This window comes from Pseudomonas sp. KNUC1026 (assembly GCF_021650705.1).
GTDB lineage: Bacteria > Pseudomonadota > Gammaproteobacteria > Pseudomonadales > Pseudomonadaceae > Aquipseudomonas.
On the sequence record NZ_CP087138.1, the window covers coordinates 122,110 to 148,087 of the forward strand.

At 62.3% G+C, this 25,978-nt stretch carries 21 protein-coding genes and 6 pseudogenes; 7 read left to right on the forward strand and 20 right to left on the reverse strand.

Annotated elements, in window-relative coordinates; all coding sequences use genetic code 11:
- Positions 1 to 62 precede the first annotated feature (62 nt).
- Positions 63 to 2,521, forward strand: a pseudogene (locus LN139_RS00265) (TonB-dependent siderophore receptor).
- Positions 2,522 to 2,525: 4 nt separating this feature from the next.
- On the opposite strand, the gene LN139_RS00270 reads toward LN139_RS00265, so the two are convergent.
- Together LN139_RS00270 and LN139_RS00275 are read right to left on the reverse strand one after the other, a co-directional pair.
- The gene (locus tag LN139_RS00270) at positions 2,526 to 2,753 is read right to left on the reverse strand and encodes a GNAT family N-acetyltransferase (RefSeq protein ID WP_329610988.1); all 228 of its coding nucleotides are present in this window, start codon (positions 2,751 to 2,753) and stop codon (positions 2,526 to 2,528) included.
- On the reverse strand, positions 2,657 to 3,019 hold the full coding sequence (locus LN139_RS00275) for a hypothetical protein (protein WP_236357807.1): 363 nt from the start codon (positions 3,017 to 3,019) through the stop codon (positions 2,657 to 2,659). Before LN139_RS00275 ends, LN139_RS00270 begins: the two co-directional genes overlap by 97 nt.
- 67 nt (positions 3,020 to 3,086) lie before the next feature.
- Between LN139_RS00275 and LN139_RS00280 the strand changes: the two genes are divergently transcribed.
- Together LN139_RS00280 and LN139_RS00285 are read left to right on the forward strand one after the other, a co-directional pair.
- Complete coding sequence (locus tag LN139_RS00280) at positions 3,087 to 3,464, forward strand: DUF2946 family protein (RefSeq protein ID WP_236357809.1); 378 nt, start codon at positions 3,087 to 3,089, stop codon at positions 3,462 to 3,464.
- Between the two features lie 81 nt (positions 3,465 to 3,545).
- A pseudogene (locus LN139_RS00285) lies at positions 3,546 to 4,634 on the forward strand (PepSY-associated TM helix domain-containing protein); the annotation flags it as partial.
- 366 nt (positions 4,635 to 5,000) lie between these two features.
- On the opposite strand, the gene LN139_RS00290 reads toward LN139_RS00285, so the two are convergent.
- From LN139_RS00290 to speB, 4 genes and pseudogenes are all read right to left on the reverse strand, one after another.
- Positions 5,001 to 6,410, reverse strand: coding sequence for an aldehyde dehydrogenase family protein (locus tag LN139_RS00290; RefSeq protein ID WP_236357812.1), 1,410 nt, complete (start codon positions 6,408 to 6,410; stop codon positions 5,001 to 5,003).
- Positions 6,407 to 7,903: a purine-cytosine permease family protein gene (locus LN139_RS00295; protein WP_236357814.1), complete on the reverse strand. Its 1,497-nt coding sequence runs from the start codon at positions 7,901 to 7,903 to the stop codon at positions 6,407 to 6,409. Before LN139_RS00295 ends, LN139_RS00290 begins: the two co-directional genes overlap by 4 nt.
- Before the next feature lie 315 nt (positions 7,904 to 8,218).
- The gene (locus tag LN139_RS00300) at positions 8,219 to 8,608 is read right to left on the reverse strand and encodes a YybH family protein (RefSeq protein WP_236357816.1); all 390 of its coding nucleotides are present in this window, start codon (positions 8,606 to 8,608) and stop codon (positions 8,219 to 8,221) included.
- Positions 8,605 to 9,563: pseudogene (gene speB / locus LN139_RS00305) on the reverse strand (agmatinase). Before speB ends, LN139_RS00300 begins: the two are co-directional and overlap by 4 nt.
- A gap of 149 nt (positions 9,564 to 9,712) precedes the next feature.
- On the opposite strand from speB, the gene LN139_RS00310 reads away from it, so the two are divergent.
- Positions 9,713 to 10,600, forward strand: coding sequence for a LysR family transcriptional regulator (locus tag LN139_RS00310; RefSeq protein ID WP_236357818.1), 888 nt, complete (start codon positions 9,713 to 9,715; stop codon positions 10,598 to 10,600).
- Positions 10,601 to 10,876: 276 nt separating this feature from the next.
- Here the strand turns inward: LN139_RS00310 and LN139_RS00315 are convergent, their stop codons facing one another.
- From LN139_RS00315 to LN139_RS25330, 14 genes and pseudogenes are all read right to left on the reverse strand, one after another.
- Entirely contained in the window at positions 10,877 to 11,320 is a 444-nt protein-coding gene (locus LN139_RS00315; protein WP_236357820.1) for a DUF6386 family protein, read from the reverse strand.
- A gap of 77 nt (positions 11,321 to 11,397) precedes the next feature.
- Positions 11,398 to 11,781 (reverse strand): hypothetical protein, encoded by a 384-nt coding sequence (locus tag LN139_RS00320; protein WP_236357822.1) that lies wholly within the window; start codon positions 11,779 to 11,781, stop codon positions 11,398 to 11,400.
- Positions 11,782 to 11,863: 82 nt separating this feature from the next.
- Positions 11,864 to 12,274 carry an NTF2 fold immunity protein gene (locus LN139_RS00325; RefSeq protein ID WP_236357823.1) on the reverse strand — a complete coding sequence of 137 codons (411 nt, stop codon included), beginning with the start codon at positions 12,272 to 12,274 and terminating at the stop codon, positions 11,864 to 11,866.
- A 97-nt stretch (positions 12,275 to 12,371) separates the two neighbouring features.
- On the reverse strand, positions 12,372 to 12,821 hold the full coding sequence (locus LN139_RS00330; protein WP_236357825.1) for an Imm26 family immunity protein: 450 nt from the start codon (positions 12,819 to 12,821) through the stop codon (positions 12,372 to 12,374).
- A 113-nt stretch (positions 12,822 to 12,934) separates the two neighbouring features.
- Complete coding sequence (locus tag LN139_RS00335; protein WP_236357827.1) at positions 12,935 to 13,405, reverse strand: SMI1/KNR4 family protein; 471 nt, start codon at positions 13,403 to 13,405, stop codon at positions 12,935 to 12,937.
- Between the two features lie 505 nt (positions 13,406 to 13,910).
- Positions 13,911 to 14,471, reverse strand: a complete 561-nt coding sequence (locus tag LN139_RS00340) for a DUF6708 domain-containing protein (protein ID WP_236357829.1) — start codon at positions 14,469 to 14,471, stop codon at positions 13,911 to 13,913.
- A 423-nt stretch (positions 14,472 to 14,894) separates the two neighbouring features.
- Positions 14,895 to 15,674: a DUF6708 domain-containing protein gene (locus LN139_RS25025; protein ID WP_329610989.1), complete on the reverse strand. Its 780-nt coding sequence runs from the start codon at positions 15,672 to 15,674 to the stop codon at positions 14,895 to 14,897.
- Between the two features lie 364 nt (positions 15,675 to 16,038).
- On the reverse strand, positions 16,039 to 16,695 hold the full coding sequence (locus tag LN139_RS00350) for a hypothetical protein (RefSeq protein WP_236357832.1): 657 nt from the start codon (positions 16,693 to 16,695) through the stop codon (positions 16,039 to 16,041).
- Entirely contained in the window at positions 16,664 to 18,793 is a 2,130-nt protein-coding gene (locus LN139_RS00355) for a T6SS effector BTH_I2691 family protein (protein ID WP_236357834.1), read from the reverse strand. The genes LN139_RS00350 and LN139_RS00355 overlap by 32 nt, the downstream gene beginning before the upstream one ends.
- A gap of 103 nt (positions 18,794 to 18,896) precedes the next feature.
- The gene (locus LN139_RS25310) at positions 18,897 to 19,607 is read right to left on the reverse strand and encodes a methyl-accepting chemotaxis protein (protein ID WP_236357836.1); all 711 of its coding nucleotides are present in this window, start codon (positions 19,605 to 19,607) and stop codon (positions 18,897 to 18,899) included.
- Positions 19,492 to 20,118, reverse strand: a complete 627-nt coding sequence (locus LN139_RS25315) for a PAS domain-containing protein (protein ID WP_236357838.1) — start codon at positions 20,116 to 20,118, stop codon at positions 19,492 to 19,494. Before LN139_RS25315 ends, LN139_RS25310 begins: the two co-directional genes overlap by 116 nt.
- A gap of 217 nt (positions 20,119 to 20,335) precedes the next feature.
- Positions 20,336 to 20,551 (reverse strand): annotated as a pseudogene (locus LN139_RS25320) (methyl-accepting chemotaxis protein); the annotation flags it as partial.
- Between the two features lie 99 nt (positions 20,552 to 20,650).
- Positions 20,651 to 21,328: pseudogene (locus LN139_RS25325) on the reverse strand (PAS domain-containing protein); the annotation flags it as partial.
- Entirely contained in the window at positions 21,295 to 21,624 is a 330-nt protein-coding gene (locus LN139_RS25330) for a hypothetical protein (RefSeq protein WP_236357840.1), read from the reverse strand. The gene LN139_RS25330 and the pseudogene LN139_RS25325, both read right to left, overlap by 34 nt.
- Positions 21,625 to 21,888: 264 nt before the next feature.
- Here LN139_RS25330 and LN139_RS00385 point away from each other — a divergent pair, with 264 nt between their 5' ends.
- The 3 genes and pseudogenes from LN139_RS00385 (at position 21,889) to LN139_RS00395 (ending at position 25,869) form a co-directional block, all read left to right on the forward strand.
- Positions 21,889 to 22,401, forward strand: a complete 513-nt coding sequence (locus LN139_RS00385) for a sigma-70 family RNA polymerase sigma factor (RefSeq protein ID WP_236357842.1) — start codon at positions 21,889 to 21,891, stop codon at positions 22,399 to 22,401.
- On the forward strand, positions 22,395 to 23,345 hold the full coding sequence (locus tag LN139_RS00390; RefSeq protein ID WP_442964361.1) for a FecR domain-containing protein: 951 nt from the start codon (positions 22,395 to 22,397) through the stop codon (positions 23,343 to 23,345). Before LN139_RS00385 ends, LN139_RS00390 begins: the two co-directional genes overlap by 7 nt.
- 167 nt (positions 23,346 to 23,512) lie before the next feature.
- Positions 23,513 to 25,869 (forward strand): annotated as a pseudogene (locus LN139_RS00395) (TonB-dependent siderophore receptor).
- Positions 25,870 to 25,978: the final 109 nt, after the last annotated feature.

Below are 25,978 nucleotides of genomic sequence, written 5' to 3' on the forward strand. Positions count from 1 at the left end.
GTCCCTTTTCTCGCCTGTGCGTCTCGGTGAAAGAAGCCAACTCTGTCACCGAAGGAATTTCCATGCTGCGCCCCGCGATCCGTTTGCATCCGCTGGCCTTGAGCCTGCTGCTGGGCTGTGCCCTGCCCACCGCACAGGCTGCTGAACCGCCAACCTCCACCTTCAACGTGCCCGCCGGCGACCTGGCCCAGGCCTTGAATCGCTTTGCCGAACAGGCGGGCCTGGCGCTGGCCTATGACCCGACGCTGGTGCAGGGGCGGCGCAGCCAAGGGTTGGCCGGCAGCCACTCCACAGTGCAAGGCATCGCCCAGTTGCTGGCCGGCACGGGCCTGCAAGCGGCGCCCATCGCCAGCGGCCGCTACCGCATCGAGCCGGTGCCGCAGGCCAGCGGCGACACACTGATGCTGCAAGCGACCGACATCTCCACCACCTACGCCACCGAAAGCCCGACCGGGCCGGTGGCCGGGTTCGTTGCCAAACGCAGCCTGGCCGGCACCAAGACCGACACGCCGCTGATCGAAACGCCGCAGTCGATCTCCGTGGTCACCAAAGACCAGATGCGCGCGCAGAACGCAGAGTCCCTCGGCCAGGTGCTGCGCTACTCCGCCGCCGTGGTGCCGGAAACCCGTGGCGCCACGGCTTCGCGCCTGGACCTGCTGAGCATTCGCGGCTTCTCGCCGTCGCTGTACCTGGACGGCCTGAAGCTGCCCGGCAGCCGTGACGCCGCGCCGCAGCTGGATTCGTTCGACCTGGAGCGGGTCGACGTGTTGCGCGGCCCGGCCTCGGTGCTCTACGGCCAGGGCACCCCGAGCGGGGTGGTGAACATGGTCAGCAAGCGCCCCACCCGTGAGCCGTTCCATGAGGTGGGCGTGGAGTACGGCACCTACCAGAAGAAGCGCACCACCTTCGACCTGTCCGGGCCGATCGATGAGCAGGGCGTGTACTCCTATCGTGTTTCCGGCCTCTACGACAGCGCCGACGGCCAGGTGGAACACACCGAAACCGAGCGCCGCGCGATTTCCGCCGCGCTCAGCTGGCGCCCCAGCGACGACACCTCGCTGACCCTGCTGGGCCGCTTCCAGAAAGACCCCAAAGGCGCCTCCTACGGCTCGCTGCCGGCCCAAGGGGTGGTGCTGCCCAACCCCAACGGCCATATCGACGTGAACCGCTACGACGGCGACAAACAGTTCGAGAAGAGCGACCGCGAAAACTACTCGGTCGGCTACCTGTTCGAGCACCACTTCAACGACACCTTCACCGTGCGCCAGAACGCCCGCTACATGCGTGCCGAAGGCCTGTACCGCAGCCTCTACAGCGGCGGTTTCCCCAAGGATGCCAACGGCAACATCACCGACTACCGCAACGTGCAGCGCTCCACCATCGCTTCGGACGTGAACATCGACGCCTACGCGCTGGATAACCAGCTGCAGGCCAGGTTCGACACCGGCCCGGTCGCCCACACCGTGCCGCTGGGCGCCGATTACCAGTACACCAGCACCGACACCCTGGCCGGCTCCGGCCGCTACCTCGGCGCGCCGGGCCTGGATGTCTACAACCCGGTGTATGGCGGCGCCGTCGCGGTGCCGGCCTACACCAGCAACGCGACCACGCGTAACCAGCAAAAGGGCCTGTACCTGCAAGAGCAGATGAAATGGGACCGCTGGGTACTGCTGCTCGGCGGCCGCTACGACTGGGCCAACAACCACAATACCTCCAGCAACCTGAGCACCGGCCGCAAGACCCGCAGCAGCCTGGACAGCGAAGCCTTCACCGGCCGCGCGGGCCTGGTGTATCTGTTCGACAACGGCCTGGCGCCGTACATCAGTTACTCGGAGTCGTTCGAGCCGCAGACGGGCACAGGCTTTGGCGGGGCGCCATTCGAGCCCACCGAGGGCAAACAGTACGAGCTGGGCATCAAGTACCAGCCGCCGGGCAGCAACAGTTTCATCAGCGCAGCAGTGTTCGACCTGCGCCGGCAGAACCTCACCACCCTCGACCCGGACCCGAGCCACCTGTGCAACGGCAGCCGCTGCAACGTGCAGGCCGGTGAAGTGCGCTCGCGGGGCTTCGAGGTGGAGGGCAAGGCCAGCCTCACCAACAACATCGACCTCACCGCCAGCTACGCCTACCTCGACAACCGCTTCAGCAAATCCAACACCACCAGCGGTGCCGGCGCCGAGGGCAACACACCCTATGGCATCCCGCGCCACACGGCCTCGGCGTGGGCGGATTACCTGTTCCATGAAGGCCCGCTGCAAGGCTTCGGTTTCGGCGCCGGGGTGCGCTACATCAGCTCCACCACGGATGACGCCAACACCTTCAAGGTGCCGGGCTACACGCTGGTCGATGCGGCCGTGCATTACGACATCCGCACGTCTACACCGCCGGCGACAACCTGCGCCTGGCGGTGAACGCCACCAACCTTGAGAACAAGACCTACGTCACCAGCTGCTACTCCAGCGACTGGTGCTGGTACGGCTCGCAGCGCACCGTGCAGGCCAGCGCGACGTACCAGTGGTGAGAGCTCAGAGGGTTTTGAGCATGTGATGGGTTTGCCACACCGGCTCGGCCTCGGCCAGCAGGGTGTGGAACCCCTGGCGCTCCCAGAAGCCGACGGCGCCTGGCAGGAAAGGGTGGGTGTGCAGGTAGAGCTGCCTCACCCCGCCAGCCTCGGCGTGCTGTTGCAGGCGCTCGAACAGCGCACTGCCCAGCCCCGCGCGGCGCAGGTTCGGTTGCACATACAGACGCACCACCTCGGCGCAGCCTTCGGCGCCACAGCCAGTGCGGCGAAGCGCCCGTCGTAGGGGCGGTAGGCGATGCTGCCGATCACCTCGCCCTGGCTGCCACGGGCCAGCAGGAAGCAGGCCCCGGCGCGGCAATAGGTCGCGGTGAAACCGGCCAGGTCCGCTGGCAGGCCGGTGCTGCCTGTGCGCTGCGCGAACAATTCAAGCCAGGCCCCGTGGGCGAATGCGACTGCGTCATGGGTGCTGGTACTGCCAGCGTCGACCACTTCGAACATGCTGCCTCCTGTTGAGAGGCGCAGAGGGTGCGCCGGCCGGCGGTGTTCAGGCAAGCCCGACGATGGTATGTTGCGCGCCATGTTCTGCCCACGCCCCTCCCGCGCCCTGGCCACCTGGCTGTTGCTGGCGCTGATCCTGTTCAATGGCTTGGCCTGTGCGATAGGCCACGGCCAGATGATGGCTGCGGCGCCGCCCGCTGGGGCGCATGCCGGGCACGAGATGGCCGGCATGGCCGGTATGGACATGGGCAAAGGCGCCGTTCACAGCCTCAAGTCGCCCTTCGAAGACTGCTTCTTCGCCGGCAGCGTGCCGCTGGCGATGCTGGTGTTCGCCGCCCTCGGCTGGCTGGCCCGCCACCGCCCACTCCGTGTTCCTCGCCGAGCTTTCGGCACCCAGGCGCCACCGCGCTGGCTGCTACCGGCCCTCAACCCCCGGGCACCCTGAGTTCCCCCTCGCACCCGTTCGATCACACCTGTTGCTATCGACGCGCGTGGCCGTGGCCGCGCGCCTGTGAGGGATATCGCCATGGCTGTCGCCAGCGTTTCGCCCGTGCACGCCTTGCTTCGGCGTTTGCACTTCTACATCGGCCTGTTCGTAGGCCCGTTTCTGTTCATCGCCGCCCTCACCGGGGTGGCCTATGCCTTGACGCCGCAACTGGAGCAGTGGCTCTACGCCGAGGCGCTCTACACCCCCAGCCAGGGCCAGCCGTTGCTGCTGGCCGAGCAGGTGCAACGCGCCCGCGATGAGCTGCCCGCCGAGTTTTCGATAGCGGCTGTGCGCCCGGCCAGTGCGCCGGGCCACACCACGCGCGTCATGTTCAGCGTGCCCGGCCTGGGCGCTTCGGAAAACCGCGCGCTGTTCATCGACCCGGTCACCGGGGACGTGCGTGGCGACCTGAAGGTCTACGGCACCAGCGGCGTGCTGCCACTGCGTACCTGGATCGACCAGTTGCACCGCGGCCTGCTGCTCGGTGACGCCGGGCGCCTCTACAGCGAACTGGCCGCTTCCTGGCTATGGGTGGTGGCGCTTGGCGGCCTGTACTTGTGGTGGCAGCGCCCCCGTGCCAGCGCCAGGCGTGGCGGCCTGCGCGCGCTGCACAGCAGCACCGGGCTATGGCTGTTGCTGGGGTTGATGTTCTTCTCGGCCACGGGGCTGACCTGGTCGCAGTACGCCGGCGACAACATCGGCGTGCTGCGCAACCAGTTCGGCATGGGCACCCCAGATGTGAAGACCACCCTGGCCGCCGACCCACATGCTCAGCACGCCGGCGGTGAACACGCCGAGCACCACATGGCGATGCCTATGGGAGCCCAGGCACCTGCGTTGATCCCCGCGTTGTTCGACCAAGCGTTGGCCGCCGCCCGCGCAGCCGGCCTGCACGCCGGCAAGATCGAAATCCGCCCGGCCCAGGCCGCCAACAAAGCCTGGACCGTCAGCGAAATCGACCGTGGCTGGCCCACGCATGTAGACGCTGTGGCCATCGACCCGAGCGACCTGCGCATCGTCGACCGCACCGAGTTCGAACACTTTCCGCTTGCCGCCAAGCTCACCCGCTGGGGGATCGATGCGCACATGGGCTCGTTGTTCGGGTTGGCTGATCAGGTGCTGCTGGTGGCCGTTGGCGCCGGCCTGGCAGCGATGGTGGTGATGGGTTACCTGATGTGGTGGCGCCGCCGCCCGGCGCTGCGCCACGGCCCCACCCTGATCGACGCCTGGCGCGCCATGGGCCGGGCGGGGCAGGGCGGTTGGGTGCTGGCGGCGGTGCTGTTGGGGGTGAGCTTGCCGGTGTTGGGCGTGAGCCTGGTGCTGTTGCTGGTGGTGGATGGGTGGTTGACGCTGAGGCCGGCGGGGAGCCGGCGTTGGGTTGAACCCTGCGCGTCGCGCGGCAAGCCGCCCTCCCACCGCAGATCAGCAGATCACCTAGTGGGAGGGCGGCTCGCCGCGCGACACGCACAGAGGTGCGTCATATTCGCGAAGGTGTCAGCCCACACACCGCGTCACATGCTTGACCCCCTGATACGCCGCCAACCCCCAAGGCCCCAGCTCCCGGCCGATGCCGCTGCCCTTGGTGCCGCCCCACGAGGTTTCGACGAACACCGCCTGAGCCGAGTTGATCCACACATGGCCCACCTCCAGCGCCGCAGCGACTCGCTCGGCGCGGGCGAGGTCAGCGCTGGCGACGGTGCCCACCAGGCCGAAGCGGCTGTCGTTGGCAAGCGCGATGGCCTGCGCTTCATCGATGAACCGCTGGGCGCACAACACCGGGCCGAAGATCTCCTCGTTCCACAGCCGGCTGGTGCTTGGCACGTCGGCGTAAAGCGCCGGGCGTACGAACCAGCCTGCGCCCTGTTCCACGTTGCCGCCGGCCAGGCAACGCAGCCCTTCTTCACGCGCCAGCGCCAGGTACCCCCTGACCTTGTCGAATTGCGCGCGGCAACTGATCGGCCCGATGGCTTCGCCCAGCACCATGGCATCCAGCGCTTGCGCCAAGCGGGCCAGCAACGCATCGGCAATAGGCTCGTGCACCAGCAAACGCGAAGTGGCCGAGCACATCTGCCCGGCATTCCAGCACAGCCCTGCGATGATCCACTCCACCGCCTGCTCCAGGCCACAGTCGTCGAACACGATGATCGCTGACTTGCCGCCCAGCTCCAGTGTCACCGGCCGGCACCACTGGGCACTGGCCTGCATCACCAGGCGCCCGGTGGCGTTGCTGCCGGTGAAGGACAGCTTGTCGAGGCCGGGGTGCTCGCTCAAGGCACGGCCAGTGGCGGCCTGGCCGTTGACGATGTTCAGCACCCCGGCGGGCAGGCCCAGTTGCTCGGCGATTTCGCCATAGGCAAGCTCGGCCAGGGGCGTGATGTCCGAGGGCTTGAGCACCACTGTGCAGCCTGCGGCCAGCGCCGGCGCGAGCTTCCAGGCGCTGGTCACCAGCGGGAAATTCCACGGCACGATCAACCCCACCACGCCCACCGGCGCGTGATGAACCGTGGCGCGGAAACCCTCTACCGCCAGCGGCACGTCACGCCCATCGGCCTGCCGCTCGATGAGGCCGGCGTAGTAACTGAAGGTAGCGATGGCGTCGTCCAGGTCCACCTGCGCCTCGTGGCGCGGCTTGCCGTTGTTGCGCATTTGCAGCGCCAGCAGGGCATCGCTGCGGGCAGCGAGCTGTTCGGCAAAGCCTCGCAGCAACGCTGCGCGCTCGGCCACCGGTGTGGCTTTCCAGCCAGGCAGTGCGGCGCGGGCGGCGGCCACGGCCTGGTCGACCTGCGCGGCGCTGGCACTGCGCAGCTCGGCGAAAGGCTGGCCGAAGGCGGGGTCGAACGCGCTGAAGCTGTCCTTGCCTTGGCCTTCGGCCCATTGGCCATCGATGAAATGCAGGTGGTTCATTGCAGGGACGCCTCGAAGGTTGTGCGCGCCGGGGCCTTGCAGCGCACCCAGCGCGGGCCGGCCGGGCCATACACCGCAGCCGGTTCAGGAAAGAGGTTGAGCAGGGCCAGGTACAGCAGCGCAGCCAGGCCCAGGGTCAATGGCAGGCTGATGTCGATGCCGCCGGCCAGCTCTCCCAACGGCCCGACGAACTGCCCCGGCAAGTTGACGAAACACAAGCCGAGCGCTGCGCTTGGAATCCACGCGCCCAATCCGCGCCAGTTCCAGCCATGGTGGAACCAGTAGCGGCCACCGCGCAGGCCACGGGTGAACACCTGCAGGTCGTCGGCGTCGTAGAAGCCGCGGCGGGTCACCAGGCCGAGCATCATGATCACCATCCACGGGCTGGTGCAGGTCACGATCAGCACCGCGAAGGTGGACACGCTCTGCACCAGGTTGAAGGTGAAGCGGCCGATGAAGATGAAGCCGATGGCGATCACGCCGATCAGCAAGGTGGCGCGGGCGCGGCTGAGCAGGTTGGGGAAGATGCTCGACATGTCCAGGCCCGTGCCGTAGAGCGCGGTGGTGCCGGTGGACATCCCGCCGATCACCGCGATCAGGCACACCGGCAGGAAGAACCAGCCCGGCGAGATCGCCAGCAGCCCGCCCACATAGTTGTTGGCCTCGATGTACTGCGGCGCCTGGCTCGCCACCAGGGTGGCGGTGCGCAGGCCGAACAGGAACGGGATCAAGGTCGCGGCCTGCGCCGCGATCACCGCCAGCATGATGCGCCGCTTGGGCGTTTCACGCGGGATGTAGCGCGACCAGTCTCCGAGGAATGCGCCGAACGACACGGGGTTGCTCATCGCCAGCAACGCCGCACCCACGAACGCTGCCCAGAACCCCGGCTGGCCGAGCGCTGTGCTGCCGGCAAAGCCTGCGTCGAACGGCCCGGCAAAGGCGGCGATGCCCAGCAAGAACAGCAGGCTCGACGCCCACACCGCGATCTTGTTCACCCACAGCATGAAGCGAAAGCCGACGATGCACACCAGCAACACCAGCACCGCGAACAGCCCGTAGGCCAGGCCCAGGCTGGTGTCGTTTTCCGGCAGGCCAACAAGGCGCTGGGCGCCGCCCACCAGGGCGTCGCCCGAGCTCCAGACCGAAAGCGAGAAGAACGCCACGGCGGTGAGCAGCGACAGGAACGAGCCGACGATGCGCCCGTGCACGCCGAAATGCGCTCCTGAGGACACCGCGTTGTTGGTGCCGTTGAGTGCGCCGAACAGCCCCATCGGCGCAAGGATCAAGGCGCCGGTGAACACGCCGAGGATGATCGACCATAGCCCGGCCTGGAACGACAGCCCGAACAGCACTGGGAAGCTGCCCAGCACGGCAGTGGAAAAGGTATTGGCGCCGCCGAAGATCAGCCGGAACAGATCCAGCGGCGAGGCGTCGCGCTGGCTGGCGGGGATCTGCTCGACCCCGAAGGTTTCGATACGCGAGGAGTGGCTCATGGTTGCTCCGTTGCCTGTCACGGTTGTTTTTATTCAGTGCTTGGCAGTGCGGCAAAGCCGCGAAGTACAGCGCTTTCGTTGTTATAGGGATGCAAGTGGGCGGCTTGCTGTTACACGTCGCCCGGCAAGCCGGCCTCCCACGGCGCCGCCGCTGAGACAAGTGGGGGGCTAGCCGTCGCCCGGCAAGCCGGCCTCCCACGGCGCCGTCGCTGAGACAAGTGGGGGGGGGCTAGCCGTCGCCCGGCAAGCCGGCCTCCCACGGCGCCGTCGCTGAGACAAGTGGGAGGGCGGCTGGCCGCGCGACTGCCCCACCTCTCAACCAGCGGGCACCCCCGACAGATGCTCATGAAACGCCAACCAGTGCCCACCCTCCCGGCGAAACACGATAGTTTCACGTTCCTGCAACTGATGTTCCTCGCCCGCTACCCTCAGGTGCGTCTCGACACGGTGGGTAAACGCCGCCACCTCGCCATGCACCAAGGCCCGCCCGTCGCTGGAACGGCAGCCCAGCACCTGGAACCCATCGGCCTCCCACTCCCGCCACAGCGCTTGGTAAGCCTCACGGCTGCCCAGCGCTTGCGGTGTGCTGTGAAAAATGAAGGTCGCGTCGCTGCTGAAGCAGGCGAAATAACCGTCGCTGTCATGCGTGCCAAAGGCCCGCACCAGCTCGGCCGCTGCCTTGAGCACTTCGTCTTCGCGGCTCATCGGCGCAGCACTCCGGGCAACACGCAGAGCATTTCATACAGCAGGTTCGCCCCCAGCAACGCGGTGTTGCCGCTGGTGTCATGGGTGGCGACACTTCCACCAGGTCACAGCCCACCAGGTCCAGGCCCTGGCAGCCACGGATGATCTCCAGCGCCTGGATGGTGGTGAGCCCACCCACCTCCGGTGTGCCGGTGCCGGGTGCCCAGGCCGGGTCGATGCCGTCGATGTCGAACGAGAGGTACACCGGCCCGCCGCCGACCTGCTCACGCACCTCGGCCATCGAAGGTGCCAGCGAGCGGTGCCAGCGCTCTTCGGCCTGCACCACGCGAAAGCCCTGCTTGCGGCTCCAGTTGAAGTCCTCGCTGGTGTAGCCCTGCGCCCGCAGGCCGATCTGCACCACGCGCTGGCTGTCGAGCAGCCCTTCTTCCTGCGCACGGCGGAAGGTGGTGCCGTGGGCAATCTTCTCGCCGAACATGTGATCGTTCACGTCGGCATGGGCATCGATGTGCACCAGCCCGACCTTGCCGTGCCTTTTCTTGATGGCGCGCAGGATAGGCAGGGTGAGGGTGTGGTCGCCGCCCAGGGTCAGCGGGGTGATGCCGTGCGCCAGGATGCGGTCGTACTCGGCCTCGATGATGCGCACGGCCTCGGCAAGGTTGAAGGTGTTGATCGGCACATCGCCGATGTCGGCCACGTTCAGCGAGTCGAAGGGCGCGGCGCCGGTGGCCATGTTGTAGGGGCGGATCATCACCGACTCGGCGCGGATCTGCCGGGGGCCGAAGCGGGTGCCGGAGCGCAGCGAGGTGCCGATGTCCAGGGGGATGCCGATGAAGGCGGCGTCGAGTGCGGCGAGCCCTTCAGGCGTTTGCACATGGGGCAGGCGCAGCATGGTGGCGATGCCGCCGAAACGGGGCATTTCGTTGCCGCCCAGGGGCTGGTGGAAAGTGTTGTCCACGGTCGGGCCTCAGCGTGTTATGGGTTTTGTCGGCCGATTGTGGGCAGCGCTGCGTCAGGGAAAATCCCCCACGGCAAATAATCAGTTCAGAGATTTCTAAACTATCGGCGTACACTTCCAAGCCTGTTCTCTTACGCTTACGCCCTGCCATGGCCAGCCCAACGCCCGACCTCAAGCTGCTGCGCATCTTCGCAACCGTGGTGCGCCACCAGGGTTTCGCCGCCGCCCAGCAGTCGCTCAACCTCTCTACATCGGCTATCAGCACCTACATGAGCCAGCTCGAAAGCCAGCTCGGCATCGTGCTCTGCCACCGCGGCCGCGGCGGCTTCCGGCTCACCAGCAAGGGCGAACTATTCCATCAGGAAACCCAGCGCCTGCTTGCCGAACTCGAAAGCTTCGAGCGCTACAGCGCCGCGCTCAAAGGGGAGCTGCGCGGCACGCTGAACCTGGGCGTGCTCGACTCCACCGTCAGCGACCCGGCGCTGCCGCTCGCCGAAGTGATCGGCGCCTACAGCCAGGAACACCCCGCCGTGCACCTGCACCTAGCGGTGCTCAGCCCCGCCGAGCTGCAACTGGGCCTGCTCGAAAACCGCCTCGACCTCGCCATCGGCGCCTTCTCCGTGCGCACCAACGGCCTGCACTACCAGCCGCTGTACCGCGAACAGCACTGGCTGTATTGCAGCGACCGCCACCCGCTGTTCAGCGAGCGCGGCATCCCGGCGGAAGTCATCACCCAGCAACGCATGGTCGGGCGCGGCTACTGGACCCAGGCCGAGCTCGCCCGCCACGGCTTTCGCCACAGCGCCGCGACGGTGGAATCGATGGAGGCGCAGCTGATTCTCGTGCTCTCCGGCGCTTACATTGGCTACCTGCCGGAGCACCATGCACAGCAGTGGGTGGAGCGGGGGCGGCTGAAGGTGCTGCTGCCCGGCACGTTCGGGTACCAGGCGCCTTTCGCTTTGGCGCTGCGCCGCGGGCGGGCGCGGGAGCCGTTGATTCAGAGTTTCAGGGATCGGTTGAAGGCGGAGTTGGGGTAGGGGGCGTGGCGAAAGGTGGAAGTAATGAAACAGCCACGCAGGTAAAAAAGCCATTTCAGCTTACAGAACAATCAGCTCTTCTTTGTAATACCCAACCGGCCAGTGGCCGGCATGGTAGATGTCGACTATGCGCTCCCAGATATCATTCAGGGCCTTATTCGGTGCATGTTCACGGCGGTTGAAAATGATAGCTGGGAATCTGGCCAATAAAACGATGCCTGCATACTCGGCCGTGGCAGTTTAAGAACCTTTGGGCACACAAGGCCAGACAGAAATTCAAAGCTTAAAAGGTTCGCAGATCGAATTGCATCCGCCTTGTGATGCTGTCAAGGAAAGCTCCAGTGTTGTTCCATTCCTTTTGAATTTGACACAATGGCTTCCAGGTGAGAATTGCAATATTTGCCCCTGAATCGATGGCGTCCCGTCAGGCTCCAGGCCGCCTCCTGTAGTGTCCTCGCCAGCACCTATGAATACCTGCCCAGACGGAAAGTTCAGGTACAGTGATCCGTCTGCTTTTTCTACATCTTGCACAATTTTTATAAGGTACTCACCGTCCTGGCCAATACCCAGAAACGCTATGTTGCCAAGATTGGTTTCCAGCATTTCATCTTGCGAGATACTCCACCAGTCAGGAGCATCGGCGATTCTATGCCTTATCGCTTCCAAATCAAAGATCACGATGGTCGCGGTGTCGGTTATCACTGAAAATGTGCGAGTCATTTTAAGTACTCTGATCAAAGAGGAATTGTGTAAAAAAAGATATTATCTATAAAAAAGCACTGCACCTGGTTATCAATTCATTCGATTCTCTTTCCGTCAATCCATAAGCCGCGGTTCAGATAAAGAACGCCCCGCTTTACAAACGCGCAACCCACCAGCTCATTATTTACAATGACACACTCTCCAGACAGCGAGTCGTCTTTCAAAGGTAGCACTGTAGCCCTCTCGCTATTTGAGATTGACGATAAATTTTCAACCAGCTCTACCAGCCCCAACGGCTGATCTTCGGAGCCAGCGAGACTTATCATTCTTCTTTGATATGTGCTCAACAAAAATGCGATTGCTTCATCATGCGGGGCTCCCGCCTGAGTTTTTCCGGACATAAGGATCGACTTCAACCCGGGAAATTTCGAGTCACCGCCCGCTGAGAGTACCGTGTTGAGATGCTTTAGATAATCCATGGTTCTATTCATCCTGTCAGCGATATCCCGCATTAGCAGTCGAGTAAAAGCGAAAAAGCCAGATGCGTGCTTATTCTTAACCCTACAAGGCCGATGGCGCCCAATGACCATTTTCATCCAGGCGCTGCTTTTCCTTTATTAGCCACGTTTCATTGTGGCGAAACATCGTAAACCTGAAGTGGCTTTTGAAACCAGCACTTTGTTTGACTAAAAACACTGGCTCATTTTCTTTTTCTACCTCAACGTGATCCCTCTCGGGATCATAGGTGGGAGGAAGGGTGCTCCCTAGATCGACCAATCTATTCCTGTTCACGCCGTGGTGTATGGAATACTGGTCAAAAATAGCCAGAAGCTTCGCTGCGTATCTATCTCTTATGATTCCTATATCGGAGCCGGGCTCATCGGCTTCATCCTGGGCACTGCAGAACTCGATTTCCCAAACGCTCATGGCTGCCATGAAACTCATCAAGGTCTCGTACGCTTCTCTGTTCATAGCCCTTCCTGTTTAAAAGCGCCCTGGCATCAAACACTATCATCTCATTGACGTTCCTCAGCAACTGAGGATCTATTACCATGGAGAATAGCGTTCATCAGGAAGGGCCGTTTCCCGACAGTTGCTGGAGGTAGCTTTGAACAAGCTCAAACCCAGCCACTGCCATCACGTTATATTTTTTTGCCTTGATTTTGTCCAGGTTTCCCAGAAGCACGTCATCACAGTACAGGTTATAGGAAACTCTGAAATACCTGAACGTGAGCTTGGTCGGCGTGAGTGGTACATGCCCGACAATAACCCACTCACCACTGTTCAGTTTTTCTGTGGAAGTGAATATCAGCTGCTCCCGACCTCTGGCGTTTTCAAACTGTAGATAATCCCGTTCGATCAACTCAAGTTCAAGGTCGCTGGATGAAATTTGCATCACGCCGAAAGAAAATATCTTCTTGAACCGGTCTTTGAATACACTGACGATTTGGCACAGTGCAAAGCCACCTGCGGTAATGGGCAGAAGAAATAAATCACCAGGCTCGAATTTATGCTTCATGTTCCCTCCCTCATAGTTCTCATCGCTTATTTCCTGGGTGTGGTGAGATATATGGAAATCTGCGGCGCTGCGACGCTTCGCAATACACCCTGCGCACTCAAGTATTCATGGCCTCATACGTCCAGTATCGCCTGCCGTACGGTTGCACTAAAAAACGCTTCGAAACTGTCATAGGCCAGGACTTTCAATTTATCTCGCTTGAAAGAAAGCCCGGTTTCAACAACCGCAGGCTTTCCCGAAGAACCGAGCGAATGGGTGTCGATTGAATAAATCGGGCCATAGCCGGATGACTTTACGACAATCATTCCGGCGTCAGCATCACCTTGGCTCCTGGCAGTTTCGGTAGCAAAATATACGCAGGGGGCCTCATCGGGCTTTAAACCACTCTGGGTGATTCCATAAAAAGTCTCACCACCAAAAGACAATGCACCGAACCTTCTTAAAAAAATTTTATAATCTTCGGGAAAATTGACTTTCAGTGCATTTTCGAATTCCGTTATAGCCTCATCACTGCAGCCCCCGGCGAATGCAGGGTCGTCTTGACTAGCAGCCATCTCATGTTTCAAAACATCGACATAGCTCATGAATTAATCTCAGAAGGTCAGTTCTTAATTTGCCTTCCAGGCTCTGCATGAAGTAAGCAAGCAGCACCTGTAGGCCCGCAGCCATGCTGCGCGATGTCCTCATCAAAGCCAATGAAATCGCTGGATTTGTCGCCATCATCGCGCAGCTTAGCTGCGCTCCTGCGTAAGCTTGACATTTCCGTACAGAACCTAACAGCGGGCGTGGCAAAAGCGCTGCGCAGGCGCAGGGTCGGCACCGGGCCGCTCTCGGCCAGATCGTGTCCCGGGAAGTGGTGTAATTGAACCAACCGAAGCCGCCCGGTGAGTGAATGCGGATGGTCATCGTGGCTCTTGGCTAAGGGTGAGTCACGCCACTACTTGGGACACGATCAATCGCGGCTTCTATCAGCAAGCAACCATTCGCATCATATGCGAGGCTTCCTGCGTGGTCCGTACGGGTGAACCTTGCCTGCTATCGTGACCGGTTTTTTTCAGAGCCAAGGTAACTCACGGCGCGGTGGTGGACTCACGGTCGATGTCCTCGGGCCACTTCACCTTCGGCGCCCAGCGGCGGAGGGGGCTGTACCAGACGAGTTCGTTCGGGTCGCGTGGGGGGTCGAAGGGGGAGGGCTTCGGGGCCTTTTTCCATGTAGGTGTGGATGTAGAGCCACGGGTCTTCGGATGCGTTGTTGTAAGTCATGCGAAATCGATCGATGACTTCGTTCGTGCCGGGTTTGACGATTGAGAGAGTGATGCCATATTGGTGATTAGACCCTGAGCTGTAATAGAAAAACTCTGCACGAACTTGTGACCAGTCGTAGACGGCGGTTTCGATGGGCCAAGGGCTGAATGGGGCTGTCCAGTGAGGTTTGAAGTTATAGGCGTAGATTTTTTGGCGTGCACGATTGAAGCGAATGGGTTCGTTTAGTGGTGTACTCAGATCTATTCTTAGTAGGGGTATCGATAAAGCTATGATCAGTGCAGATAATAAAAAAAGATAATACCCTCTTCCCGTTCGAGCATTCGCCAGTCCACGATCATAGAGTATATCAGCCAAGGCATGAATATTAGTGTCGGCAGCGAGCACACTGTAGCCCCGCCCCTGTAGAGCACGCTAACTCTCGAGACCTCGATCAAGGTCTGGTTTCCCATATTGAAATCGCCCCGGTATCGGAACTCACATTCTGTGGTGTGACTGCACTCGTCAGGAGAAATTAGATCTTTCTTCCAGCCTTTGCAGGGTGGTATCAACTGAGGGGATGGCCGAGGGGGACGTCTGCGAAGTGAACTCATGAATTCTTCTGTTTTGGAATTTATGACTGGTTGAGTTTTTATATAATTTAGGTAGATCGACATTTTAAAGTGAGCCAATTTTTTTAATTAGCTGTGCTGGGTTTTTTTTCTCGCGCATGCACCCCGTTAACCTGTCTAAGATAAAACCACAATGGTTAACGCCACTGAATGGGTTCTTTTCTGAAATTCGTACATGCAACGATCAGTATCAGTGTTTTCAGGGCGCAGTTGTGGACTCACGGTCGATGTCCTCGGGCCACTTCACCTTGGGCGCCCAGCGGCGGAGGGGGCTGTACCAGACGAGTTCGTTCGGGTCGCGTGGGGTGTCGAAGGGTGGGAGGGCGTCGGGGCCTTTTTCCATGTAGGTGTGGATGTAGAGCCACGGGTCTTCGCAAAGCGTTTCGTAGTTCAAGGGAAAGCGGTCGATGACTTCGTTTGTGCCGGGTTTGACGATTGAGAGCATCGTGCCGCACCTATGATTAGTCCCGGACCCGCGTGACCAGAGCTCTGCTCTGACTTGTGACCACTCGTAGACCTCGATTTCAACAGGCCATGAACACCAAGGATTCCACCCGCAGGGTTTGAAGTTGTACGCATAGACTTTTTGACGAGCGCGATTGAACCGAATGGGTTCGTTTCGGGGAGCACTGAAATCCAGTCGGTATGCAATCATGACTGTGAAACTCATCACCACGATGGAGAGCATGTCAATAGTCAGCGGAATGATGCTCGGCGAAAGGAGGTGACGGTAAATCATTTGCGCTTCAAGAAAGCAAGTTGGCAGCATCAACAGTATTAGCAGTACGCCAAAGCCGCGAACAGAAAAGCTATGTCTTGGGACCTCAACGTATATGCCATTTCTATAAAGAGGGTATTCCGCATTTTCCGGCGTGCTTCGAGTAATGGCTCCCGGTGCAGCCAGATCAGCTTTCCAACCTTTACAGGGAGGCAGCAGGGTTGGAGTGTTTACGGTCGTGTCAGGCTGTCGGGAAAACATGAAATTCGCTACTCGATGTGATGGTAAGTGGCTGTGAGCTGGATCTGGTATCTGGCCAAAATATAACCACGATCTCCACGAATTTTAAAAGGTGCCTTTTTCTTAATAATATCCCACCTTCTATGACCAGTAATCGTTCTTCGAAGATCTCCTGCTGCCTTTCGATTCTATGTTTACTTTGATCCAGGTCGGCTACTTCGCTTGCATCACTGAGCACGAATTTCCCCTGGTATTCTGATCTGGCTATCAATATCCGAGGACCGCTCCGGTGCCATTGTCGTAAATTTCGAAAGAGTACCGTGAAGTTGTTTGGCTGTAATTAGGCAGTTTTATCCTGTAGCTCAGGATGTCCCGGTTGGAGAATTCAGGGCCGCCCCCACAGCAGGCAGCGGCCTCGTTTTTCTGAAACACCTTCACTGATGAAAGTGGATTGCTTGAACGTATACGCGGCTGCACCTATATAGGCCACATTGAGCTCGTTCACTGATAGCGCTGATTGTTCAGCGGTCAGCCACACCCTATTAGTTGCAGGTAATCCCCAAAGGCATTTTCTTGCCCACATTTCCATTGGCGAGGACTGCTGGGATTTCGCGTAAGAGACCAAGACGTAGGTAGTTAAAGCGATGAGCAACCCTATTCCCAGCCAGCCAAGTAAAAGTCCGCCGGCATAGGCTGCATAAACCAAAGACCCTGTTGAGGCGAAAGCTGTAAAACTTGCAATTCTATATACTCCAGCAGCTTTATCATCCCCCACCAGTGCAAGCCGATTTGCTGCAATGCGATATTGTGTCCCATCCATTAATCCAGCGAGAGCAGCCACAATGCTTCCACCTTTGACGAGTCCCTTACCTACGACCAATGCATCTTTTCCCCGGATACTTATCCACTGAGGCCGAGCCACCTGCACCGCAAACCCCGCCGCCTCAACTCCCATCCCGATCACCCCAAAGGTCGCCGACCCCACCGCCGCCAACGCCTCTGCCCGTTCATCACTGGCAACCTCCAATAGCGCTTTGTACATTACGCAGCAAACTGTCCTGCTGAAACCACAACCCACCCAGGCTCAGCAGCATCGGCGCGGTCCCAGGCTTGTATCCTTTCACTGCATCCTGCAAGTCCCACAGCGCATTCCTGGCCAGCAACTGCGCCACAGAGGCGTTGATCTTCAGCTCCTGCACGCTGTTCGCCAGGCCACTTTGCAACCCGCCCAACCCAATACCGATGGCACGCACATTGGCCATTGCTCCGTTACGCGCGAGCTCGCCCGCCTGGGCAAGCCGTGCCTTCAGCGCGCCAGCACTTTCCAGCGTCCAGAGGGTGACGGTGATCAGCTTCTCGCTGCGGGTTGAGATGGCAGCGGTGAATGCGGCGTTCATGACTGTTGCGCGTACTTTCGCCTGGCCCGGTTTGCGCAGGTTGTCGTCCAGCGTCTTGATGAAGGCTTCGGTGCGGGTGCGCAGGGTGTTGTTGAGCAACTTCAGGTATTCGCCAACCGTGAGTTGCACCGTCATGGGCGTGAAGTACAGGCCTGCATAGCGCAGCATGGCGATGCTGTGGAGATGGCCGACCAGCGCCCGTGCCTGCTGGCTGAGCCGGGGGCCGAGGGTGTGCTGGGCGTTATTGGCGGCGGCGAGCAGTTGGGCGCTGGCGTTCTGCACTGCCTCGGTCATCAGCTTCTTGCCGTCATCGCTGGTGATCAGGCTTTTGACGAAGTCGTACACCTTATACAGGTCATCGCCAGCCAGGCCGGTTTTCACCAGATCGAGCAGCGCTTCATGCTTGGCGACCAAGCCTTGGTAGAACAAGCTATCGGTGTCTTCGAGCAGGCGTTTCCATAGTGCCTGGGTCGGCCCCAGTGGCTGATCTTCAACGGATAGCCGCTCGGTCGGGCCGCCACCCAGCACGGCTGATACCATCTGGATGAAACCTTGAATCGACAGCGGGCAGTCGGCGCTGTAATCGTGCTTGGTGATCAGCGTGAATAGAGGATCGGCGCTGTGTTGGGCGTAAAGCGCACTCAACGCGTCGACGCTCTTTTGCCAGCGATCGAGCTCGCTCTGGTAAGCCGTTTCGAATGCCGCTCGGGCACTTTCGTCATAGCGTTCATCGAGCCGGGCCAGCGCCTCCTCGCGATGCTCTGCGGTGACCGCAGCGGCGTTCACTGGTGGCAGGATGACTTTATCGCCGGCATAGCCGCTGTTCCATTTCTCGCGACGCGCACGCTCCTCTTCGACCGCCTCCTCCGCCTGCGCCTCGGCGCTGCGCTCATAGGCCGCGCGCAGGCCGAGCAACGTTTGCGAGGTGAAGCATTCGAAGCGCCGCTGCGGCTCGGCCCGCCATTGCTGCATGGCCTCGAACCGCGCCAGGCGCTGGGCGTTGAGCTCTTGCAGCACGCCGACCGGGTCGTCGAGGGTGAGCGCCAGCACGCCTTGCGGCAGTTTTTCGCGCTCGGTCAGTGTCTGGATGTAGGCCTGAAATACATGGGGCAGTTTCCAGCGCGAGCAGAAGCCGTGAGTGCTGGCGAATTTATCAAGCTGTCGGGTTGCAAATTCCAGCACCGAATCCAGGCCCATGTGCTTAGCCGCCATGGCGATGCCAAGCTGCGCCGGCTGTTCGCGGGCGACCGCAAGGTCCACTTTCCGAAAGCGCGCCCCTAGCGGCGACCCGCCTTGCACGGCCTTTTTATGAAGATCAAGCACCTCACCCGGCCAAGGGTCGTTGGCGAAAGCCAGCCAGGCCTTGCTGTAGCGGGCGGTGTCGATATTGATGAAGGAGGCAGGAAGCTGGTGATTGTTACGGATGCACTGCTCGGTGACCGGCGCCGGCGGGGCGAGCGGCATCTGCAACGGCACGAACTGCCGCAACAGGCCTTGCTCGGTCACCTCGTAGGCCTGCCATACCCGGGCGTCGAGCAGGACGTACAGGTAACCCTGTCGCAGTGTGCGCAACTGGCCCAATTGCGCTGTGGTTACATCGGCGTCGATATCACCGGCCGGCGTGGCAAAGGCACTGCGCAGCGGCAGGATCGGCAAGCCAGCACGCTGGCAGGTGGCGCAACGGCCCACCGGCACCGGGTCGTTCTCGGCCAGGAGGATTTCGAGGGGTGAGTGCTGCTTCATGGTGGGGGAACCCGTTCCGGCTGCTCGGGAAGCGCATGGGAGCATGCCGGGAACGGGCGGTTGAATAGGCGAAGCTCTGGAACCCGCTTCGCTCACGCGGGCCTTACAGCCGTTTGGCGAACTGCTCCACGGCGCCGACCACCTCGCGTGCGCCGTTCTGGATCTCGACGATCACCGAGCCCGCCTGGCGCGCCAGCCCCAGGCCCTGTTCGGCCTGGGCGCGGCTGCCGCCCATGTTCTGCACCGCATCGTTGACCAGCGTCTGGTTTTTCTGCACCACGCTGACGATGTCGTCGGTCGCGGTGCTGGTGCGCGCTGCCAGCTGGCGCACTTCATCGGCCACCACCGCAAAGCCCCGGCCTTGCTCGCCGGCCCGCGCCGCTTCGATGGCCGCGTTGAGCGCCAGCAGGTTGGTTTGCTGGGCGATGCCGCCGATGGTCTGCACGATGGAGCTGATCAGCAGCGATTGCTCACCCAACGCTTCGATGCCGACCGCAGCCGAGGTCATCTGCTCGACAATGGTGTTCATGGTCGAGACGGTTTCATGCACCACCTGCGCGCCCCGATTGGCCACCGAATCGGTGCGCTGGGAAATCTCGTAGGCGGTGCGCGCCGCAGAGCTCACTTCCTGCTCACGCTGCACCTGCTCGGTCACGGGTGTGGCGAACTTAACCACCTTGGCCAGCTTCTTGTTCACGTCATAGACCGGGTTGTAGGAAGCCTCCAGCCATACCTCGTGGCCGCGCGAGTCGATGCGCTTGAAGCGGTCGGCCACGAAGCGCCCGGCGTTGAGGGTTTCCCAGAACTGCTTCATAGGCAGGCGCCGCCACGTCTTCGGTGGTGCAGAACATGCTGTGGTGTTTGCCGACGATCTGCCCCAGCGCGTAACCCATGGCGTCGAGAAAATGCGTGTTGGCCCACAGCACTCGGCCGTCGAGGCTGAATTCGATCACTGCGGTGGAGCGCTGCAGGGCATTGAGCAACGCGGCATTTTCCTCGGCTTTATCCAGCGCGGCCGTAGCGTCCGAACCGTAAGCGACCATAGCGATGACCTTGCCCTGCTCGTCGAACTGCGGCACCCAGGTCGCGCGCATCCAGGCGAGGGTGCCGTCGGCTTTTATAAAGCGGTAGTCATCGCTCACGCTGGTGCCGTTCTTCATGGCCTGGATGAAGTTCTTGTAGCAGTTGAGCTCTTTGACATAAGCGGGCGTGAAATTGCCCAGCGGCTTGCCTACCACGGCGTTTTCGGTGTTGCCCAGCAAGGCGATGAAATTGGCGTTGGCGGCCTTGATGACCATGTCACGGTCCAGCGTCACGCTGATCATTGCCCCGTCCAACTGGCTTCTCAGGCTCCGGAGCGCGTTCAACTCCAACTGCTGTTGCTGCAGTTTGTTTTTAAGTTTGCTGTTGAACATGGGGCACTCATCCAAGGAGTCGGTTAACACGATATCGAACCGGCCCGCAAAACCTTGAGGGCCGGCACCAGCGGCGCAATGCCGCGCCGGCGCCTTGAGCTTAGTTACCGATCATGTCAGCAGCGCGTTGAGTCGCTTCGGTGGTGCGCGTGGCCAGCTTGCGCACTTCATCGGCCACTACAGCAAAGCCCCGGCCTGCGCTCCCGGCCCGCGCCGCTTCGATAGCGGCGTTGAGCGCCAGCAGGTTGGTTTGCGCCGCGATGCCCTGGATGGAGCCGACGATCTCGGTCACCTTGCGCAGGTTGTCTTCCATTTCCCGATGCTGGGCCTGTTGCGCCTGGCGCAGTTCGTTCTGCTCGTGCACCGCGTGGATATCGGTGAGCGCGCCCACCACGCGCAGGGGTGCGCCGTCGGGGCGGCGGCGGGTCTGGCCACGGGCGCGGAACCAGCGGTATTCGCCGCTCTTGAGCTTGAGCCGGTAGGTGATGTCGAAGGCGGTCTGGCCGCTGCGGTCGTTCAGGTGCGCGCCGAAGGCCTCGATGCTGCGCTGTTTGTCTTCGGGGTGTAGGCGCGAGGCCCAGCTGTCGAGCACATCGGGGAATTCCTCGACGGTCTCGAAGCCCAGCAAGCGGCGGAACTGCGGCGACCACCAGAAGGGGTTGTTCGGGTTCACCGGGTCGCCAGCGATCACTTCCATGTCCCACAGCCCGTCGTTGAGCATTTCGCGGGCCAGCTCGAAGCGCGTCAGGGTCACGTCCAGTTCTGCGTCGCGCAGGCGCTGGTCGTGAATGTCGCGCAGCGAGCCGGCCACCCGCAGCGGCGTGCCCTGGGCATCGCGCAGGGTTTCGCCGGTGGCACGGAACCAGCGGTATTCGCCGGTTTTGGTCGCCAGCCGGTATTCGATGTCGTAGGGCGTGCGCGCGCTGCGGTCGTTGAGATGGCGGGCAAAGGCGTCCAGGGTCGGCTTGCTGTCTTCAGGGTGCAGGCGGTTGGCCCAGCTGCCGAGCTGGTTGGGGAAGTCGCTCTCGTCGCGAAAGCCCAGCAGGCTGCGCAACTGGTCGGACCACCAGAAGGCGTTTTTCGGGTTCACCGGGTCGCCGGCGACCACTTCATGTCCCACAACCCTTCGCTGGTGGCGCGGTTGACCAGGTTGAAGCGGGTTTCCAGCTCCAGTGCATAGGCTTCGCGCTCGGCCAGGCGTGCGGAAAGGTCCTGCAGCTCGCCTTGCACCTCAGCCAGGTTGGACTGCAAGGCCTGATGGCGCTCGCTCGCGCCTTTGATGGCATCGCTCAGGCGTTTGAGCAGGGGAAAGGTAGGCGTAGTGGCGTTCGGCTCAGCCGGCGCGTCGAACCGCTCCAAAGCGGCAGAGGCAATCGGCAGCCAGCGGACAATAGCGAAATGGTTGAAAAGGGACACGCTGGCAGCCTCCACAGCGTAAGAAGAGAAACGGCCAGCCGGGTCGGCAGAGCCTGAATGTCGGCGCCAGATCAATGACGGATGGCGGCCAGTCGCCATCAGATAAGGCGCAAGGCATTTAGTTCTCTGGCCTGAGCAATCTTCCCGGCGATTTGGACGAGCGTGAGGAGGAGGCGGGGAAAAAATGAGATTTATCTGAAGGTATCCATCATGCATTGATGTGAAATACAATCGATCTCATTAACGTCTTTGCAGGTGCCGACCATGCTCGAACGCGCCAATTCCGATGCGCAAGCGTTCCATCACCTTTACCAGGGCAACCGAAGCTGGCTGGAGCAATGGCTCAGCCGCCGCCTGAGCAGCCGACACGATGCCGCCGACCTGAGCCAGGACACCTTCATGAAAGTGCTCGCCGGCTCCCAGCGCATTGCCGACCTTAAAGAGCCGCGCGCGTACTTGCTGACCATCGGCAAGCGGTTGCTGGTGAATTTCCACAAGCGCAACAGCCTGGAAAAAGCCTACCTAGACGCCCTGGAGCACCTGCCGCCGGCCTGCGCGCCGTCGCCAGAGCACCGTTGGCAGGTGCTGCAAACCCTGCACGCCCTTGACGAGCTGCTCGACGGCCTGCCCGACCGCGCGCGCAGCGCCTTTTTGCTGAGCCAGCTCGAAGGGCTGGGCTACCGCGACATCGCCGAGCGCCTGGGCGTGACCGAGCGCAGCGTCAAACGCTACATGGCGCTGGCCTATGAACACTGCCTGCTGGTGGAGCTGTGCTGAACCCCGCCCCGAGCGATGACGCCCGCCGCGTGGCCCGGGCAGCCGCCCGCTGGCTGGTGCGGGTGGAGGCCGGCGAGCTCAGCGAGCGCGACCTTGCCAGCCTGCAACGCTGGCGCCAGGCCTGCGAAACCCATGAGCGCGCCTGGCACAACGCCCAGGCGCTCAAAGGCCGCTTCGCCAACCTGCCGCCGGCGCTGGCCATGGCCACCCTCGACCGCCCACGGCAAAGCCGCCGGCAGCTGCTCAAAGGTGTGCTGGGGCTGGCCGTGGCGGCCCCGGCCGGCTGGCTTGCACTGCGCGAGCTGCCCGTGGCGGCCTGGCGCGCAGACCTCTCCACCGGCACGGGTGAACGCCGCACGCTCACGCTGGCAGACGGCAGCGAGCTGCAACTGAACACCGGCACCGCCGTGAACCTCGACCAGGCCCGCCGCCGCGTGAAGTTGATCCGTGGCGAAATCGCCCTGCGCCTGGCCAGCGCCCAGCCGTTCTTGATCGACACCGCCCACGGGGTGTGCAGCCTGCGCGGCGGTGAAATCAACGTGCGCCAGGATGAGCAGGCCTGCCAGTTCTCGGTGTACAGCGGCGCTGCCGACCTGACGCCGATGCGCTACAGCGCCCTGGCTTTGCGTGGTGGCCAGCGGGTGAGGGTGAGCGATCGCGGCGTGGAGCCGATCAGCCAGTTCGACCCCAGACAGCTCGGCTGGCGCGACGGCGTGCTGGTGGCCATCGACCAGCCGCTGGGTGATGTGCTGCGTGACCTGGACCGCTACCGCCCCGGCGTATTGCGCTGGGCGCCGCAGCTCGAAACCCTGCGCGTGACCGGCAGCTTCCGCCTGGCCGACCCCGACCAGGTGCTCACCGTGCTGGCCGCCACCTTGCCGCTGGAGGTGCAGTGGCGCACCCGCTACTGGGCCACTCTGGTGCCCCGGCAGAAAGCCGTGTGATCTTTATTGAAAAAGATGCGCCCGGCCTGTCCCCTTTTCCGGCTCGCTTGTCATTGGAGGTAAATCACTTTGAAGAGAGCCCGCCAATGCCTCCATCACACCGCCAGCGAGCCCGTTCACGCGGCCGGCTGACGTCCTCGTTCTGCGGCCCCACCCTTTGCTTGAGCATGTTGTTCGCAGCCGGCACCTTCTCAACTGCGGCCTGGGCCGAGAACCGCGCCTACAACGTGCCGGCCGGTGAGCTGGCCAATGCCTTGACCGGCTTCGCCAGCCAGGCCGGGGTGAGCCTGTCGGTCGACCCGAGCCTGGTCAGCGGCCGGCGCAGCGCCGGGCTCAATGGTGACTACAGCGTCGAAGGCGGCTTTGCCCAACTGCTTGCCGGCAGCGGTCTGCAGCTGCGGCCAGTCGCGGAGGGGGCGTATACCGTGGTGGTGGCGCCGCAGAGCGACGCGATGGAAATCGCACCGGTGAACATCACCGGCACCCACACCTCGTTCGCCGACGACGAAGGCGAGGCCTACGCCGGTGGCCAGGTGGCGCGCCGCAGCTCGCAGGGGCTGTTGGGCTCGCGGGACTTCATGGACACGCCGTTCAGCGTGACCACCTACACCAGCGCCGCCGCGAAAAACCAGCAGGCCCGCACCCTCGGCGACATGGTCGCCAGCGACCCGGCCGTGCGCGCCACCAACCCCGCTGGCGGGCGCTTCGAGCAGTTCACCATTCGCGGCTTCAGCCTGTTCAACACCGATGTGGCCTACAACGGCCTCTACGGCCTGCTGCCCACCTATTCGATCGACATGGAGATGGCCGACCGCGTCGACATCTTCCGCGGCCCCACTCAGCTGATCAACGGCATCTCGCCGCGTGGCAGCGTCGGCGGTGGCATCAACGTGGTGCCCAAGCGCGCCACCGACAAGCCCATCACCGAATTCACCGGCAGCTATGCCTCCAACACCCAGGTGGGTGGCGCCGTGGACATCGGCCGGCGTTTCGGCCCGGACAACCAGTACGGCCTGCGCTTCAACGGCGTGAAGCAGTCTGGCGACACCGAGTGGGACCACCAGAACGTCGATCGCCAGATGGCCGTGCTGGGCCTGGACTTCCGCGGTGATCGCATGCGCCTGTCCACCGACATCGGCCACACCGAGCGCGACACCGATGCCCCGCAAGAGCGGGTGAGCGTCGCCCAGAATGCACCCGTGCCCTCGGCCAAGGACGTGCGCCACAACTACGCCCAGCCCTGGACCAAGGGCCGCACCAACGACACCTTCGGTGCCGTGAACGGCGAGTATGACGTCAGCGATTCGGTGATGGTCTACGGCGGCGTGGGCGCGCGCAGAAGCGACCACGACTTCCTGCGCCACAACGTGCAAGTCACCAACGCGGCCGGCGACTTCACCGTGCAGCCGCGCGACTTCACCCGTGACGAAAACGTGCGCACCGCCACCGCCGGCGTGCGCAACTGGTTCAGCACCGGCCCTGTGAGCCACGAGGTGAACCTGGCCGCCAGCTACTTCTACATGGACTACACCAACGGCGGCGCGCGTTACGCCACTGGCAGGAGCAACCTCTACAACCCGGTGGACCTGCCTGACCCGACCACGCCAATCCGGCAGGATGCCGAGGTGTACAACGAAAGCCGCTACACCGCGGTGGCGTTGTCCGACACGCTGGGCTTTCTTGACGACCGTTTGCTGGTCACCGTCGGCGGGCGCTGGCAGCGGGTGAAAACCAACACCTGGACCGACAACGTGCCTGACACCACCAACTACGACGAGGAGAAGTTCTCGCCATCCGGTGGCGTGCTCTACAAGCTCACCGATCGGCTGTCGCTCTACGGCAACTACATGGAAGGCCTGAGCCAGGGCAAGATCGCTCCGTCCACTTCCGCCAACGAAGACGAGGTGTTCGCGCCGTTCATCAGCCGGCAGGTCGAGGTAGGCGCCAAGTATGACTTTGGCCGTGTCACCTTCACCGCGGCTGCGTTTCGCATCAAGCAGCCGGCCTACGAGACCAAGACCGACCCGATCCCGGCCAACCGCCTGTTCGGCCCCAACGGCAAGCGCGAGAACAGCGGCATCGAGCTGAGCGCGTTCGGCGAGCCGGTCGACGGCATCCGCGTGCTGGGTGGTGTGATGTTCATCGACAGCAAACTCAAAGGCACCACCGATGGCGCCAACGACGGCAACCGCGCTCCGGCCACCCCACGCTTCAACGCAAACCTGGGCGCCGAATTGGACGTGCCCGGCCTGCAAGGTGTAACCCTCACCGGTCGCGGCATCTACACCAGCTCCCAATACCTGGACCAGGCCAACAGCAAGGAAATCGGCAGTTGGGAACGCTTCGACGTGGGCGCACGCTACGCCTTCAAGGTCGACGGCAAGGACGTGACCCTGCGCGCCAATGTCGAGAACGTGATGAACAAACGCTACTGGGCCTCGGCCGGCGCGTCGGATGACAGCGACCCGGGCCTGACCCTTTCTACCCCAGAACCTACCTGCTCTCGGCAACGGTGGGCTTCTGACCCCCGGGCCCTGCGGGGCCCACCTGGACACAACCCCCAACGATCAAGGATGACGATCAGGCACGCCCTGGCGTGCCGCGATGGCTTTGCGTGATGTAACACCGCTGAT